Consider the following 16,975-nt stretch of genomic DNA (forward strand, 5'->3'; position numbering starts at 1 on the left):
ATTTCACACTCCACACTTCACACTTCACACTTCACATTTCACACTCCACACTTCATACATCACACTCCGCGCTTCTCACTGCGGCTCTGCCGCCTAGAATGTCTGCGACAGGTCGAACGCGAACCTGCCCCAGCCAAATGCTTCCGGACTCCAGTTGCTCAAATCCTTCTTGAAGGCGTAATCAAGACGGAAGGTCAGGAACTGCCAATGGTAACGTACGCCGAGTCCGAGGCTTTCGCTTTCGCGTTTGGCGTAGATGCTTTCGTTGTCGGTCACGAGAGTCCAATCGTAGAATTGCACGATTTGCCAGCGTTGCCACGATTTCCATGGGAATGTCCAGCGGATTTCTTCGTTTAGGCGGTAATAAAGCGGCGTGAGGCCGGTGTTGATGCGTTCCTTCTGTTTGGTGCAGTCGTCATCGACGCAAACGGAGTCGGTGTAGCTGGCATAAATGCTGCGGAATCGGTAGCCACGGACGGAACGCGAACCGCCCTGGTAAAATACGCGTGCGTCGTCTTCGTGCGCCTTGGCGAAGAATTTGCCGACGCTTCCGCTTACGGCTCCGTTGAATGTCCAGAATAACGGATGGTACAGGTTTACGGTGAGTTCGCCATAAGTGTAGGGGTTGCCAACCATCGTCAGATTTTGGATGTTTCCGTTCCAGTTAGAACCCGCGCCGAATGTCGGTGCAAGTCGTATCCCTTTAACTGGATTGAAGTAGTCGTCGGTATAGTCAAAGGTGAGTGCGGTTTCTGCTTTCAATTTGAAGAGTTTGTCTTCGTTCTTGTTCACGTATCGGGTATCGAGCGTGCCACGGAAACGGATGTGCTTGGTGATGCCGAAGGTCAGGTCTGCACGGTTGATGACTTCGTAGCGTTCTTCTAGGCTGTCAGGGTAGGCGGGCGGATTAATTTTTTCGTGGTTCAGCGTGACATGATCTTCGAAGCGGATGGCAGTCGGAATGAAACTGAACGAGGTTCCGAAAAGGAGCGGGTTTGCATAACCAACGGAAGTCTCCTGCTTGTGCTGGGCCACGATGCCGCTGGTTGAAAATTCGTGGAAGTGCCCGAAGAAATTTTTGTGCTTGGCAGATGCATGTGCTCCGAAACCATAAATTTCTTCGTAGAAGAATCCGTAACGCATTTCTCCGGGAATGCGCTCGGTGGCTTCCAAATAAACATCCGAAAGGCCGTCTTGGCGGAGGGAATCGCGCATCTTGATTTGGGTGAATAACTGTGTCGAGTAGAGTTTCGATCTGAAGGAGTGGTATTGATTACCGTCGATAATTTCACCCTGGGGAATTTTCCACAGCGAAGAAAGCCAGGTTGTGTCGGTCAGTCCGGCTTCCTTGATTGTGTCTTGCCTGTTGCGCTTGTCACGGGAACGGAAACTTTCGCTCACCATATTGCCCATGATGACTTTTGCTCCGGGATTTACTGTGATTTCAACGCGGATTTTCTTTTGGGCGGTATCCAGGAATTCTACGGAAGAAAGGGTGGCGTGCAGGTATCCTTCTCGACGGTAAGCCTTCTGGATGTTTTCCATGTCTTCGGCGATATCTTCTTGATTGTAGTAATGGTCTTGCGCCGTGTTCAGTCCGCTTGTGTCTATGGCGACGGTTCTTTCTGGTGGCGAAATCAGCTTGATTCCGTCAAAACGATAACGCTCACCGTCGCGAATGCTGATGAAATATCCGCGGACGACACTGTCGGCCGAAATGATGTCCCTCTGGATTTCCATGGAAATGTCCAAGCTGTAGAAACCTCGCGAATAGTAGAGCGCCTTGATATTTTCGAGCGAGAGGCGCATCATGAAATCCTGCTTGGTGGTATCCATCATGCCGAATTCCTCGGGAACATCCAGCTGTTCTTCCAGCTGAAAACTCGAGAATGCCTTGTTGCCTCGAATATTCAAGTACCAGGGGTGCTTATCTTCTTCGGCAAGACAGTATGCTGTTACGAACAAAAGAAGGAATAAAATTATTCTCATTTGGATTCCTCCTTCGGTTTGTCCTTGTTTTGCATTGTTTCGCAGCGACCAAGTCCGAGCAGACAGGGATTCCAGAATCGATAGGTGTAGTCAATACCGATATTTTTCTCGATACGCGATGTTTCACTGCTTTCGGTAACCGTGTTGGTCAGGTACTGTTTTGAAATCAGCATGGCGTTCAGTTCAAGTGATGGCGAAAGATGGTTCTTGTGCGAGTATTCCGCTTCCTGGAACACGGGGAGCGTGTAGTTGACCCCGAATTGCAAGGCTTGGTCGTAGGTACGGTTTTCGCTGCTCTGGTCTTGCGTGTAGCCGAAAATGAGACTGAGGTTCCTTACCCAACGGTCAAGCGATACCGGAACCTTGAAGTAGCTCGAATCCTTGTCACTCGTGGTGTTGTTTTCGAACAGCATCACTTTCATGTCGATATCACCGATGTAGTCGCCTCCAAGGGTCTTGTTCGCAGTCGACGAGATGACCTTGCCGATTGCCTTACCTGCAAGCTTGTTCCAGTCGGTTTCTTCGCCGTTGTTTTCTGCAATACAACCTAGCAAAATGTTGTAGTAAATCGATGCCGCCGACGATTCTCCGCCGCAGTTCGACGACGGTACCGCCTGCAGGTTGGTGATCGTTCCCTGGAGATCCAGATTGATGGGACAGGTCTCCTTTTCTTTTTCGGAAGTCTCGGAACAGTAGGGAAGTTCCTGGCTGCTGGATACGTCGATGATGCCGTTTTGCCACGGAACGTCGTTCCAGGAAATCAGAAGGTTCTTCAACTCGAATTCGTATACTTCCCTGACTCCGATAAAACCACTGTTTGTGTTGGTGATATCGCCGCGCAATAGGGGACGCACGGTATTTCCAAGCACCCAGATGTCTACGGAAAGCGGGAAGGTGGCAAACGGGGTGACCACGGCGATGGAGTCCATCTGTGAGTCGCTGACATGCAGGGACAGGTTGATAGGGCTTGCAACAGAAATCTTTTCTTCTTGTGCGCCAGTCTTTCGTAACCTGGCGACAAAATTATTGAACATGGTCAGGTACTTGTCTAGGGCCGACGGCGTGATGTTGATGTCGAAATTCCTGTAGAATACGGCCTTGTCAATCACGATATTTCCGGTAATCGTGTTGTTCTTGATGAGTCCTTCGCGGCCGTGCGGAATGCTGAAGCCAATATCGCCACGCGCTTTCGCTTCGGCCTGGCCATAGACTTCGTTGTTAAACTTGTACGAAATCTGGGGAATGTTTGCCGTAATGAGCAGCTCGTCTTCGTTGTCGGTCGTGTGGCTGTGCATGTTTTCGAGCAGAAGCCAGTGACTGCCGGATTGGATGGTGAATCGGTCTGAGTTGATATCGATGCCCATCAGCTTCATACTGTCAAGGCTAAACTGCAGATTAGCCGAGATGACTTCGCCGCTGTTGTTCTGGGTGCGTGCTTCGTTGATGTCCAAGAGTCCATTTTCAAGATGTCCACGCATATAGATGGGGAACTGAACCTTGGTCCTGGGAGGTTCGTAAATGGTGGAGTCTACCCGTAGATCGGCGGTGATACCCTTGAGTCCTTTTTTGAGTTCCGCCGTCATGTCGATGTGCAGGTCGGTATTCTTGATTTCGCTGACGGTTCCCGGAATGAACCAGGAGCCGTTGGCGTCAATGGTTCCGTTGAAAATGAAGTCGTTGTCGATAAATCCCTCGGCCCAGAGGGTTCCTCCGTTATCGCTGCCGTGCGAGAAACTGACATGTCGCTTTTCGTTAAAGACATTGTTGATGATGACTTGCGTGTTGCCCGTCCAGCCGCCCCCGCCGATGTCGAGATATGAGTTGAGTTCGATCTTGTCGTTTTCGGCAAAAATGTTCAGCTTGCGTATGTTGAAAAGTTCGGGGGGAATGCTCCTGAACTTGATGTCGTAGAAGTCCAGGTTGCCGATGAGCTTGTAGCCTTGCTTGTAGCTCAGGTCGCCGTTGAGCATGCCCGAGGTCAAGGTGCTGTCGTTCAGGGGTTCCAGGAGCAAGGGAATGCTGAACTCGTGAGAAGATATGTTGGCGTAGAGTAACTGTACTGGCAAGAATCCGGAGGTGTGGAAGTCGGGGTTGGAATCGTTCGGCAGGATGAAAGCCCCTGTGGCGGTAGCCGTATTCCTATCATGTGTCGCATCGAACTTGTCTATGAAAATCGTATCGCCATTTTGCCGGACCGCCGCCTCGGCCCCCAGTTTGAAGGCGTCGAGTCGTCCGTCGATGGATACTTCTGCACTTCCGATGTTGTGGTCAAAATCCTGACTCCATTTACCCGTGACGAGTCCATTGATTTTTTTGTCGAGATCGATATCGGAGAAGGGGATTGTTGCAAAGACGACATGGTCCGCTTCAACATCAAGGGCGATGGTGTCTCCGATGTTTACGTAGGCGCTAGCCTTGCCGCCGTTCCGCTGCGAAACGTTCCAAGAGGTGTGCGGATGCGGATCGTTCCATTTGACATCTCCGTTGAAGTCGAAAGTTTCTTTGGGGGAATAGATGATCCCGTTCGAAAAATCGATGCCCTTGAGGTTGAGATCCAATGACACCTGTAGCGAGTCGGCAGCAATGTGGTAGGCGTTCACGATGGAATTGATTTTGGCTAGAATCTTGAGCGAGTGCCCGTCGAAAGCTCCGTATACCTTGGAACGCGCCCCTAAGGTCAGGTTTCCTTGCGTCCAGTCCAACGCCCACGGTTCGTAAGGGGAAATGTCTCCAGTGAATGTAATCATGAGGGAATCGCTAAGATCGATGGCTCCGTCTACGAGAGAACCTTGTCTAGTTTCTACGGATACATTGATTTTTTTATCGTGCAATTCCGCGGACTTGATTTCCATGTCCATCGGCATCATCTGAGGACCGAATTCAGCACTCATCTGTTTGACGCGCCCCGTCATAAAACCGTTCATGTTCTTGTCAAAGGAGCCGTTCAGCTTGATGCTTCCTCCCTCGTCGTTCTTCAGGAGGATATCTATGTCCAAATTGTTCTGGTCTCCCGCAAGCTTTATAGAGACATCTTCTGGCAACAGTGGCCAGAATTTACCGACCCTGGTCTTGATGGTTGCGTTGTAGGTGGTGCGTTTCTTTTGCAGGTCAACGGTCGCGTCTGCGGAAACTTTCAGTTTTTCAATCTTGGGAACGATGTCGGGCAATTCAACGGGAATCCAGTCCTTGGGATTGCTGATCGTCATGTTCGTGGAAGTCTTCAGCGAGGTCAGATTGTCCTTGGGTGCCTCGATATTGACGTTCAGGGAGTCCGACTTCGTTTTTACCTTGCCTTTGAGTTTCAGTTTCTGGGTTTCGAAGTTGGCATTCAGGGCGATACTTGTGGCCGAGGGCAAGAAGTCGCCTGTGGCTTCCTGGACATTGAGCTGAACGGATTTTCCGCCGTGGTTTCTTGCTGAAATGTTCTTTGCTTGCCATCCTTTGCCGTCCGATAACATGACCTGGGCATTCTGGACATCAAGCTGGACTAAAACGGGTATGTTCAGGTTGTCGGGTAATTTTGGTGGGCCGGTTTGGGCGTCGTCGGTATTCTGCATTCCGGAATCGCTGGGGAGTTGGATTACCGCGATGACGGAGTCGACTTGCAATTTGGCTCCCCTTGCGCTTCCAAGCAGGGTGATGTCCAGGTCTGGATTGGCGACCTTGATTTCGGTCCCGTCTACGGATATGCGGACGGAATCGAAATGGTGGACCAGCAGGTTTTCCATGCTATGGCCGTAGGGGGTAATCGTGACGCCTGCAAAAGTGTGCGGAGTGGACAAAATTCGCTCGAAAAGCGCACGCGCAAACCAGACGCCAAGGGCAATGGCGCCAACAACAGCCGTGGCAAAGACGGCTGTTCCTACAAATGTCGTAGGTCGTTTACTCAACTTGATTACAAGTATAGAAAATATGGAATCCGCAGTCGGTTTCTATGCCTGAAAAATGCGCGTAAATCGTTGTCTTTCAATGAGTTGCGGCAAGATGACGTTTTTTGGGGGCGGTCGTTCCGTGAGCAACAAAGCCCCTGTTACTAAACAGGGGCGGTTGCGAGAGCGAGGCGCAATCACATTCTTGACGAAGCGATAGAGCCGAGCGGTCTTTTAGTGTATTCCGGCGCCGTCGGCGACGTCGCAGGTCACCGGCTTCCCGTTTACCTCAAGTGCGAGTGTATCGCAGAACACGGCGCCACCCTTTGCGGAAAGCGCAATCTTCTCGAAATCCTTCACCTTGAGTTCACGCGGTTCGCTCGGAGCGACACCCTTAAATAGGGCTCGGTCTCCCGGCTTTGCGTCTTCGGGAACGCTCACGAGTCTGCACTTGTGCGTTTCGGGTTCGAGGTCGCCTGCGAAAAGCATACCCTGGCTCATAATGCCGCGGAGTGCGCTCGGCTTCAGGTTAGCGAACAGGAGAATCTTTCTGTTCTGGAGTTCTTCGGCCTTGTAGCTGCTCTTGAGTCCGCTGCAAATCGTGCGGGGTTCGCCTTCGCCAGCATCTACCTTGAGCACGTACAAACTAGTAGCATCCGGGTGGTCCGCCACTTCGACAATCTGCGCTACGCGGAGGTCCATCGCGGCGGGAACATCGGCGGCGGTCAGCGGCTTGTTCTGCTTGGGCTTCTGCTGGACTTCCTGCTTCTTGATTTCTTCTTCAATACGGGGGAAGAGCGGCTTGCCTTCGCCGAACACTTCTCCGCCCTTCAGGATACCCCAGGCGAGGTCGTTCACGTCGGTGAACTTGGAGCCGATCATGGCGAGGCCTTCTTGCGCCTTGGCCGGAATCACCGGCCACAGCAGGCACAGCGAGAGACGCACGGCTTCGGCAGAAATGTAAAGAACGGTTGCGAGTTCGTCCTTTGCTGCGGGATCCTTCGCAAGCTTCCACGGGGCCTTGATTTCAAGATAGCGGTTGATGCTGCGCACCAGCGACATGATTTCGTCGATCACCTGCGAAAGTTTCACCTGCGGCACCCATTCCATCACGTTGCCAATGACACGCTTTGCGATCGAGACGACTTCGTTGGCGGCATCATCCTGGTTCGATGCGGCGGGAAGCTTGCCTTTAAAGTTGGTGAGCACCAGGCGGTGCACGCGGTTCAGTACGTTGCCGAGGTCGTTGGCGAGGTCGCTGTTGATGCGTCGAACAAAGCTTTCGTGCGTGAAGTTTGCGTCTTGTCCCACGACCATTGCCGAGGCGAGGAAGTAGCGGAACGCATCTACGCCGTACTTGGTCATGTAATCCATCGGATTCACCACGTTACCTGCGGACTTGCTCATCTTGTCGCCACCGTTCACGAGCCACCAGCCGTGGGCTAGGATGTGCTGCGGAAGCGGAATGTCGAGGGCCATGAGCATGGTCGGCCAGTACACGCTGTGAGTCGTCAAAATGTCCTTGCCGATGAGGTGGTAAGTAGCGGGCCAAATCGGCGTGCCGTCGGCATAAGTCTTGTGGAAGGCGGTCGAGGCGCTCACGTAGTTCAAAAGGGCGTCGAACCATACGTAGGTCACGTAGTCCTGGTCAAAGGGCAGCGGAATGCCCCAGCTGAGGCGTGCCTTCGGGCGGCTAATGCACAGGTCGTTCAGTGGCTGGCGCAGGAACCCGCGGATTTCGTTCCAGCGGTAGTCCGGTACAATCCAGTCCTTGTGGCTTTCCAAGAAGTCTATCAGCTTCTGCTGGTAAGAACCCATCTTAAAGAAGTAGTTCTTTTCCTTGAGCCATTCCACCGGGCGGTGACTGATGGGGTCGCACTTGTTTTCGTCAAGCTCGTCTTCGCCAAAGAAGCGTTCTTCGCCGACAGAGTACCAACCTTCGTATTCCTTCGAGTAGATTTCGCCCTTGTCCCAGAGTTTCTGGAGGCATTCCTGCACGAAGGCCTTGTGTTCGGGCATTGTGGTGCGGATAAAGAAGTCGTTTTCGATATCCATCTTTTTCCACAGGTCTTCGAATCGGTGGTAGTATTCGTCCACGTGCTGCTGCGGCGTGACTTCGCGCTTGGCGGCGGCGCGCTGCACCTTCTGGCCGTGTTCGTCGGTACCGGTCAAGAAGAAGGTCTGGTAGCCGATAATCTTGTGGAAGCGGGTCAAAATATCCGCGAGGACTGTGGTGTAGGAGTGCCCGATATGCGGGGCGTCATTCACGTAATAAATCGGGGTTGTAACGTAAAAATTCTTCATGCGCTCAAATGTAGAAAAAACACTTCGGAGGCGTCAAAAACCGCTTCAAAAGGTCTATGGTTTTCTTGAAAGGCGCAATTATATTTATTTTTGATTGGACAGGAGTGCTTATGAATTGTAGAATTTTGATGCGTTTCGTGGGGGTGAGCGAGGAACTCGCGGCAATTTATGATGCCCTCATGGAACAGTACCCCGAAATGGACATGCCCAGTGAAGATGCGGGCGAGTGGTATTCTGTGGACGATGTGATGATGGACGAGTACGAATGCCGTTTCGAAGAACTCCCCGATGGCGAACTTTTGGCGATGGACGGCTCAGTCCTGATCGAAGATGAACTCCCCGAAGATTTTTTTGCGGAGCTCATGGAACGTTTCGAGCATGTCTACGGGGCCTTCAAGTGGTCTTCCCTTGACGTGGGAGTCGGTTGCGGCACGAGCGACGGCTGGGGCGAATTTATCCCGGACTACGCCGATGACTATTCCGACGAAGCGAACGAAATTTCCGAAGCCGTCATCGGTTTCTAAAAAATACTCGTGTCAAAAATTCTATATTTGGCCACCCTATGGTCGATGCAATACTGAATAGGTTCTATAGGCCGTCTCGATTCAAGAAAAACGGCGATGTGAAGGATGTGCTGGTTGTTGCGCTCCCGATGCTTCTGTCAATGTCGTTCGATACATTGATGACATTTATCGATCGCTTGTTTCTTTCGAAGCTTGGTCCTGCCGAAATGAATGCGGCCCTCGGCGCGGGGGCGGTACAGCTGGCCCTCACTATGTTCTTTACGGGGATGATCAGTTACACGACCGCCATGGTGGCGCAACGGCTGGGGGGCAAACGGCGATGGGACTGCGCCCGAGCGTTTATGCAGGCGCTCTATGTTTCGCTGATGTGCGTGCCGCTCCTGTATTTGACGATTCCTCTAGGACACGTTGCTTTTGGAATGGAACATTTGCCGGCAGACCAGCTGCAGTATCAGAAAACCTATTTCAACATCTTGATGTTCGGTGGCGTCATCAACTTGGTGCGCAATGTGGCGCCGTGTTTCTTTAGCGGTATCGGTGAAACGAAAATCGTGATGAAGGCAGCCTTCGTGGGCATGCTCGTGAATGTAGCCTGCAATTTCGTGCTGATTTACGGTATGGGGCCAATTCCAGCCCTGGGCGTGGCGGGCGCTGCTTACGGGACACTTATCGGGAATTTAGTTTCGACCGTCATCCTGTTCGCTAAATTTTTCGGCAAGAGCTGTCATCGTCGTTTCCGCACGCGCTACGCATTTGCTTTCAGCTGGCCATTGACGCAGGAACTTTTGAAAAAGGGAATCCCGTCGGGAGTCGAAATATTCCTGAACATGTCGGCGTTCCAGCTGCTAATCCTGATGTTTCATGCGCTCGGTCCTGAGTCGGCGACTGCTTCTTCGGTGATGTTCAACTGGGACATGGTGGCCTATGTTCCCCTGATGGGGCTTGAAGTTGCGTCTACAAGCCTTGTGGGGCGCTATGTGGGCGCAAAGGACGGGGCGGCAGCCTCCCGTTCCACTTATTCGGGGCTCAAGCTCGGCTGGGGCTATTCTTTGCTGATGGGCATTTTCTTTATATTCCTGCCGGGCATGCTTACGGATATCTTCAAGCCCGATGTGGCAGAGGCGTCAGCCGAAGCCATCGCAATCTTCGAATCGGCGCGTCCCATGAGTATCTTCATGTTGCGGATAGCGACCTTCTACATTTTCGTAGAAGTCCTGCTGGTCATTTATGCGGGGGCTCTACGCGGGGCGGGCGATACGCTATGGGTCATGTTCGCCTGTGCCATTATGAACTGGTGCGTGGCGGGTTCGTTGTACCTGGTAGCCTATGTGTTCGGTCTGCCTGCGCATCTCGCCTGGATTGCGGTCGTTGCGGTTTACAGCACGGCTCCGGTTCTTTTCTGGCTTCGCTGGAAAAACGGCAAGTGGCGCCGCCATATCCTAGATGTCTAGCCGTTAATGACTTCGACGGTTAACTTGTTGAAACCGATTTTCCCGCCTTCCCTTATTTCGAGGGCTGCGCGGAAGGTGGTGTCGTTCTTCTTGAACGGCTCCAGTACGGGGGTACACTTGTTCTTGAGCAATCCTTCGACTTCTTCATCGCTGAATTTGCGCTGGTAGAATATCTGCGGAATACCGTAGCCGCATTGCGGGTTCATGCAGACGAAGGCAGCGTGCGTTTCGTTGCCTTGCGAAGTCGTTCCGCTGCGGAACCGTAGCTGGTCGCCGCAGACGGGGCAGGGGAGATTCCGGTGCAGGAATTCGAAGATGGCGCGGCCCCTGTCGGCGCCTTCGCCCCACTTGAGGCGTGCGGTAAATACGGTGCCTTTCTTGCTCTTGAAATCCTGGATGAGAGGCGTTGCCCCGTTGGTGAAAAGTTCGCTTATTTCTGCGGCGGTCAGCGTGTGTCCTGCGACCGTCTTGAACAGCGTGAAGTTGCAATCTCCCGCACCGTCATTTGTCGTCCCAGTCTTTCCCTCATTTGTCGACCCGGCCACTCCCTCATTTGTCATCCCGGCCGTTCCCTCATTTGTCGTCCCGGCCACTCCCTCATTTGTCATCCCGGCCGTCCCCTTATTTGTCATCCCGGCCATACCCTCATTTGTCATCCCGGCCGTCCCCTCATTTGTCATCCCGGCCGTAGTGCCGGGATCCTTAGTCGCAGTACAGAAAATGGCGTTCTTGTTTTCTTCGAGAACGGCTCCGCAGAGCGGGCACTTGTATTCGGTTTTCTGTCCGTGGAACCTGCCGTCGCTTTCGAATTCGAATTGTATGTTGAAATCCTTGCCGACAGTGAGTTTCGCTGCAAATTCGGTTCCTTTCTTGCTCTTGAATCCGACGAGAGGGCCGACGGCTTTGTTTGTGAGCAGTTCCTTCATCTCGCGGTGGCTGAGCATACGGCTCGCCACGGTGTGGCCAATCTTGAAGGCGCAGGCTTCGTTCTTGCAGGTGTAACCCCAGGGGGCGATTTCCAGGGGCTGTCCGCATTTAGGGCAGTTGATGGCGTCAGTCACGGTCTCGCGTTCGAACTGGCATCCGTATCTTGCGTGTAAATCGGCGAACAGCTGCTTCACGTATTCCACGATGCCGTCGCGGAATTCCACCGGCGAAAGTTTGCCTTTTTCGACTTGCGAAAGCTGGTATTCCCATTCGCCCGTCATCTCGGGCGATTTCACCTTTTCGTCCATCAGCTCAATGACTTCGCGACCGCGGGCGGTGCTCACCAGGTAGTTCTTTTGCGCCTCGATAAATCCGCGTTTCTTGAGAGTCTCGATGATGCCCGCCTGTGTTGCCGGCGTTCCGAGCCCGCGGTCCTTCATGGCTTCGGCGAGTTCTTCGTTCTCAATCTGCTTTCCCGCGGTCTTCATCGCGGCAAGGAGCGTGGCTTCGGTGTAGTACTTGGGCTTGCTCTTCTTTTTCTTTTGCAGTTCGATGCTGTCGAACGGGGTGTGGTCGCCGACATTCCATTCGGGGAAACTTTCGACCAGGTTCGTGATTTCGTCGCTGTCGCCCTTGCCTTCGGCAGCGGCGTCCTTATTGTCGGTCGGTGAGCCTGCCGAACCGTTCTTTTTCTTGCCCTTCGTCTCTTCTTTCGTCAGCGCGCGGAATCCCAACTCTTCGTTGCGCTTGAGCTTTAATCTGAATAAATCTTTAGTCTCCCGTCTTTCGTCTCTTGTCTGTAAAATCACCTCCATCTCGTTCCAGACATACGGCTTCAGCCAAGCCTGTACAAAGCGTTCCTTCGCGAGTTCGTAGATTTTCTGTTCCATTTCAGGGAGTCCGTTTGGAACTTCTCCTGTCGGGATAATCGCGTAGTGGTCCGTGACTTTGCTTGAATTGATAAAGACGAAATTTTCTTCGGCGCTTCGCATCACGCCTTTCTGCTCGGGCGTTGCAAGCCTTTGCGCAAGTGCGTAGGCTTCCTGTTTCATATTGTCGGGCAGGTACTGCGAGTCGGTACGCGGGTAGGTCAAAAGTTTTTTTTCGTATAAATTCTGTGCGCAGTCAAGCACTTGCTGGGCGCTGTATTTGAACCGCTTGTTGCCTTCTTTCTGCAACTCCGTGAGGTCGAAAGGCTTCTGTGGAAACTGCTTCTTTTGCTGCGTATCGATTTTTGCAATCGCGATATCGGCAGGAGGATTGCACCGTGTCACCACGGCGTTCGCACCGGCCTCTTTTTCGAAAACAGCAACTTTATCTTCTGCGAGGTACTGTGCCTGGAATCCTTTCCAGGTTCCGACGACACTATAGTAATACAGTTCCTTGAACTGCTCCACGATGGCGTCGCGTTCCACGACTAGGTTCAGGGTCGGCGTCTGCACGCGTCCCACCGAAATCATTTTCCCGCGACCGGCCGTCAAGGTGTAGGCTCGCGTGGCGTTCAGCCCGACCATCCAGTCGGCTCGTTGTCTCAGACGGGCTGCGTAGCTCAGGTTCACGCGCTGCGTGGCATCTTCCAGATTTTTCCAGGCCTTGTCGAGGTCCTTTGCCACGTAGCTGTTGACCCAGAGTCGCTTGATGGTCTTCTGCTTGAAGGTGGGGGTGTAGTCGAGGATCAGGTCGAAAATCAGGTTTCCTTCGCGTCCGGCATCCGCGCCGTTCACGAGAACGTCCGCCTGCTCCATCATCTGCCGCACCACGTTCAGCTGCTTCTTTGTGCTTTCGATTTCCATTAGCCGGAATTTTTCGGGGAGCAGGGGCAGGTTCGAAAGTCGCCATCCTCCTTCAAAGCCGGGGTAGGCGTCCAGCGGGGCAAGTGTAATCAGGTGGCCCACGCACCAGGTAATGCAATGGTTCTTGCCAATCAGGCAACCGTCGCCCTGGGTGAATTTTTCACCTTCCAGGCGTTCGAGCATGGGGCGATAGTGCTGGTTTGCGACGGAGGGCTTTTCGGCGACAAGCAAAATCACGGGGCGTCATCCTGTTTGGGGGCCGCAGAGTCCCCGAGGTCGATTTGTAACAGATTCCCTTCCCAGGCGGCCTTGGCGTTTCGCAACTTGGCGAGTGAGTCGTCGTCGGCTCCGCTGGTGTCGCGGAGTTCCATCAGGTCCCGGTAGCCTTGGGCGAGTTCGCGAGCCTTGGGATAGTCTGCCTCAAGATCGCCAAGTCCCTTAAGAATCGCCTCGTCCGAATAGAGGCGCGCGATTCCTTCCAGGGTCCTCAGGATAAAGTCTTCATGGCGTCCTTCCTGACGGGCTGATTGGGCTTCTTCAAATTCCAGCGGGCGGATGCAATCCATCCAGGCGGCTTCGGTGCCAAAAAGTTCGTTGTCCTCGGCCAGGGCGTCTTTTTTTCTAGTAAGTTCCAGTTGCTTTTGCATAAAGGGGCGGTAGGACTCGGTATCTAGGTCCGTCCCCATTTTGGTGCAAAAATCTTTCAAGTTCTGCAAGTTTCCGTTGGTCGGGTTGTTCAGGAGGCATTCCTTGAGTACGGCGAGTTGATCCTTGGGGGGTAGTCGCTTGAATCCTTCGCCCTTCATGTTGGTGTCTTTGATTTTGAGCCAAAAGATGCGCAAAAGGATGAGGATGATGGCGATTGTAAACAGGGTGGAAATAGACATCTTGTCCTACTATTTAGAATATTTAAGGCGCAAAAAACAAAAAATGAGCCAAAAACGCCCGGTGTCGGTTCAAAATGGCATAAAAGCGGTCTCCATAATTCATCAAAGGGCCTGTTTTTCCTTTTTTTTCATAAATGGCATTTTAAATCGGGCTGAAAAAGGTGTATATTTAGGGGTGAATGTTTTTAACCCATCTTTAAGGTGTGGAGATATTATGAAACTGTTTGGTAAAAAAGGTAAGAATGTTCTCGGTGCTGTAATCGGTTGTGCATCAATGCTCTATGCAGCAGACGACATTCGTCAGTTGGATATCGTGGTCCGCGATTTCCAGCCGAATCACCCGGACTTTGAAAACTTCTCGGAAGAAGCTGTGGCCCATGACAACCAGATATTCAACTATTCCGCTAACGGTGCGTTGATGAATGTCTACGGCTACGATGCCACGTGGCTCGGCAAAAGGGCTTACCATACGACTTGTGGTAACATGGCCTCCAAAACGGGCGCCCTGATTGCCCGTGACGGCCTCCCGAAGACCGTAAACCCGGTGCTGCCGCCCTATTTGCAGACTGCCTCTATGGATGATACTTTGAAATACGGCGAATGTAAAACATCGACGGTTCCTGGAATCACGCAACGCGGTTACGAAAATGCCTTGAGTACGGTGAGCGGCTTTGTCTGCCAGGGCAACGAGACTTATTGGGCGAATCCGGTGTACTACACCCCGGGAATGGTCAAAACCTATCTGCGCTTTGACGACCCTAAGCCTGAAACGGGTGAACGAGACATGTATGACGGTGTCCATATCGAAAAGCTGAATGAACTTTGCGATAACCAGTTCTTCGACCAGTGGTACAACGATGTGGATGGCTGGAACCTGAGAACGAACATGACCATGGATATTCCGAAGGATCCGGCCGGTTCGAACTATTATATCTACGACTACAACTACAATAACGGTGGTTACTCGCCTCTCGATTCTATTGATCCGGTAAGCAAAAAGTGGATTCAGCCCAAGGTCTGTAATCCGGATATCCAGGAAAACAAGAAGTGTGAACAGTACGGTCCGCAGAGTCTTTCCATTTTCTGTCCGCCGTACGAATACCAGTACAACAAGACCCAGACCGACTTCCAGGGAGCCAACACTTACGCCCTTTGCACGTCCTGGTTGCAGAATGGCGGTCCCCGAGCCGTTACTGGTCCTATGGCAAACGTTGTCTATGGCGACGGTGTTCGCCCCACCACAAATATCACTCCTTACGGCAGTGCCGCGTGGAATGCCGCCCAAACGCATGGCGATCTTGGATGGAAGCACCTGCGTAATTATGCCTTTACGATGATGGGTTATGCCAAGTTCAAGTATCGTGTCGCAAACCAGGTTCCGACTCCCGAGGTTTTCGAATTCGCGGGTGACGACGATATGTGGATCTATGTGGACGGTGTGCTCGCGGTGGATTTGGGCGGTACCCACTTGTCTGCTCCGGGTAGCGTGAACATCCAAACGCTTGCCTTGAATAACCATGGTTGCCATGCGGGTGAGCCGCTTTCCGGCGACTCCAACTGTGAAGGCGCCTCCGATGCAACGGGTTGGGCTGACAATACCTGGCACCACCTGCACTTCTTCTATGCAGACCGCCAGACCGATGGCTCCAACATCTATATTAGAACGTCCCTTTCTGAACTGGCTCCGTCCCGTTACGGTCAGCCTGCCGTGGGTAGCGCGGTCGTGACCGTTGACGAAAATGGCAACCAGAACGTGAGCATGCTCCTGAACACGACTCTGGATGACAATACGCTTGCCATGATGCAGACCTCCGGTCAACCAGCAATCTTGATTATGAGAGAAGTAGAGAACGCTGACGGTACAAAGTCGAAGGTTGTCTATGGCTACTATATTTCTTCTGTGCAACAGGGCCAGAACAAGGGTTCCTCCGGCGTGCAGTACGACTTTACGGGTAAACTGCTTGACTTGAATGGCAACGAAGTTGCGACGGGTATCGTGGGTAACGACAAGATTGCCTTCAACTTCCCCAAAACGGAAGGTCTCGTTTCCGATGAAGATGCTGCCGCGGTTTACAAGGACGTTTGGGAACAGCTGATTTCCTGGAGCGAAAAGATGACTTACTCGGTTACCTCTTCGTCTGGCAAGGGCGTGACCGGACCTCCCAACTCCTACGAAGACTGGGCAAACACCAAGCTCGTGGCCAATACCAAGGTTGCCTCGTTTACGCTTGACTCTCTTATTGAACGTCCTGACTTTACGGAACAGTCCAATGTGTTGACCCAGATTGCGGACAACAACGACGGCGAACTTCCGTTGAACTATACCGCCGATTTGATAATTTCTTCTGTCCCTGCCGGCAAGGGCAGAAACGGCAACCCGCTTGATTTGACTGCCGAAGAAAAGAGGATCTACTCTGCGGCGTCGCCACTCGGTGGAGCTACGACGAACCAGTCCACGGCGTTCGTTGGCGGCGGTGCCGCTGGTGCCAGCGGAATGTGCTACGGTAACGGTGATGGCACCAATGAAAGCTGCACCAGTATTGCTTATCCGGTTTCCGGTCCGTTCCGCCTGAATGTTCGCGTCTTTGACCATCTGGGTCATTTCGTAAGCCAGTACCAGCAGGTCGTGACCGAAGAAATGCTGCATAAGGCGTTGGGTACAGAAACGCACCCGAGCGGATGCACCAAGCCGCTCTATGGCGAAACGGGTGCCGCCTGGATTACCGTCAAGATGTATCCGGTCTCGCAGAATGGCCGTCTCCTCGCGACGGGTCCCTATATTTACCAGGTGACTTTCGTGCAGGAACAGACGACGCACTGTCTGGTGGTGGGTGCTACTCCGCAGGACAACACTGTGTTCTATAGCCGTTCGAGCGACACCTACCGCTTCGGTTACCGTCGCAGTAAGCACAAGTAATTTCTGGCAAATTTAAATCTGAAATCCCCGGCATGGCCGGGGATTTTTGCACTTATGTCCGTTCGTCATGCAGCAGTAACTTCATACGTCATCCAGTGGCTGCATTCCTGAACGTCCAGCAGCAGTACCCCCGTACGTCATCCCGCCTCAGTATCCCCGTTCGTCATCCTGCCCCAGTATCCCCATACGTCATCCTGCCTCAGTACCCCCGTACGTCATCCCGCCTCAGTATCCCCGTACGTCATCCTGCCTCAGTATCCCCGTACGTCATCCTGCCCCAGTATCCCCGTTCGTCATCCCGCCCCAGTATCCCC

The 16,975-nt window shown here is 52.8% G+C and carries 8 protein-coding genes; 3 read left to right on the forward strand and 5 right to left on the reverse strand.

The window, feature by feature from the left end; genetic code table 11:
- Positions 1-93 precede the first annotated feature (93 nt).
- From Q0P86_RS12405 to metG, 3 genes are all read right to left on the reverse strand, one after another.
- Entirely contained in the window at positions 94-1,989 is a 1,896-nt protein-coding gene (locus Q0P86_RS12405; RefSeq protein WP_290995825.1) for a BamA/TamA family outer membrane protein, read from the reverse strand.
- A complete protein-coding gene (locus Q0P86_RS12410; protein WP_291023142.1) occupies positions 1,986-5,879 on the reverse strand; it encodes a hypothetical protein in 3,894 nt (1,297 codons plus the stop codon). Before Q0P86_RS12410 ends, Q0P86_RS12405 begins: the two co-directional genes overlap by 4 nt.
- Positions 5,880-6,092: 213 nt before the next feature.
- Entirely contained in the window at positions 6,093-8,162 is a 2,070-nt protein-coding gene (gene metG, locus Q0P86_RS12415; protein WP_290995820.1) for a methionine--tRNA ligase, read from the reverse strand.
- Positions 8,163-8,272: 110 nt separating this feature from the next.
- On the opposite strand from metG, the gene Q0P86_RS12420 reads away from it, so the two are divergent.
- Complete coding sequence (locus Q0P86_RS12420; RefSeq protein ID WP_294985472.1) at positions 8,273-8,686, forward strand: hypothetical protein; 414 nt, start codon at positions 8,273-8,275, stop codon at positions 8,684-8,686.
- A 38-nt stretch (positions 8,687-8,724) separates the two neighbouring features.
- The gene (locus Q0P86_RS12425) at positions 8,725-10,137 is read left to right on the forward strand and encodes an MATE family efflux transporter (protein WP_295039831.1); all 1,413 of its coding nucleotides are present in this window, start codon (positions 8,725-8,727) and stop codon (positions 10,135-10,137) included.
- On the opposite strand, the gene Q0P86_RS12430 is transcribed toward Q0P86_RS12425, so the two are convergent.
- Together Q0P86_RS12430 and Q0P86_RS12435 are read right to left on the reverse strand one after the other, a co-directional pair.
- Positions 10,134-13,094 (reverse strand): type IA DNA topoisomerase, encoded by a 2,961-nt coding sequence (locus tag Q0P86_RS12430; protein WP_295039833.1) that lies wholly within the window; start codon positions 13,092-13,094, stop codon positions 10,134-10,136. The genes Q0P86_RS12425 and Q0P86_RS12430 overlap by 4 nt on opposite strands.
- On the reverse strand, positions 13,091-13,744 hold the full coding sequence (locus tag Q0P86_RS12435) for a hypothetical protein (protein ID WP_295039835.1): 654 nt from the start codon (positions 13,742-13,744) through the stop codon (positions 13,091-13,093). The genes Q0P86_RS12430 and Q0P86_RS12435 overlap by 4 nt, the downstream gene beginning before the upstream one ends.
- A 214-nt stretch (positions 13,745-13,958) precedes the next feature.
- On the opposite strand from Q0P86_RS12435, the gene Q0P86_RS12440 reads away from it, so the two are divergent.
- Positions 13,959-16,661 carry a fibro-slime domain-containing protein gene (locus tag Q0P86_RS12440; protein ID WP_295039838.1) on the forward strand — a complete coding sequence of 901 codons (2,703 nt, stop codon included), beginning with the start codon at positions 13,959-13,961 and terminating at the stop codon, positions 16,659-16,661.
- Positions 16,662-16,975: the final 314 nt, after the last annotated feature.

Origin of the sequence: uncultured Fibrobacter sp., from assembly GCF_946062555.1 — a bacterium.
Lineage (GTDB): Bacteria > Fibrobacterota > Fibrobacteria > Fibrobacterales > Fibrobacteraceae > Fibrobacter.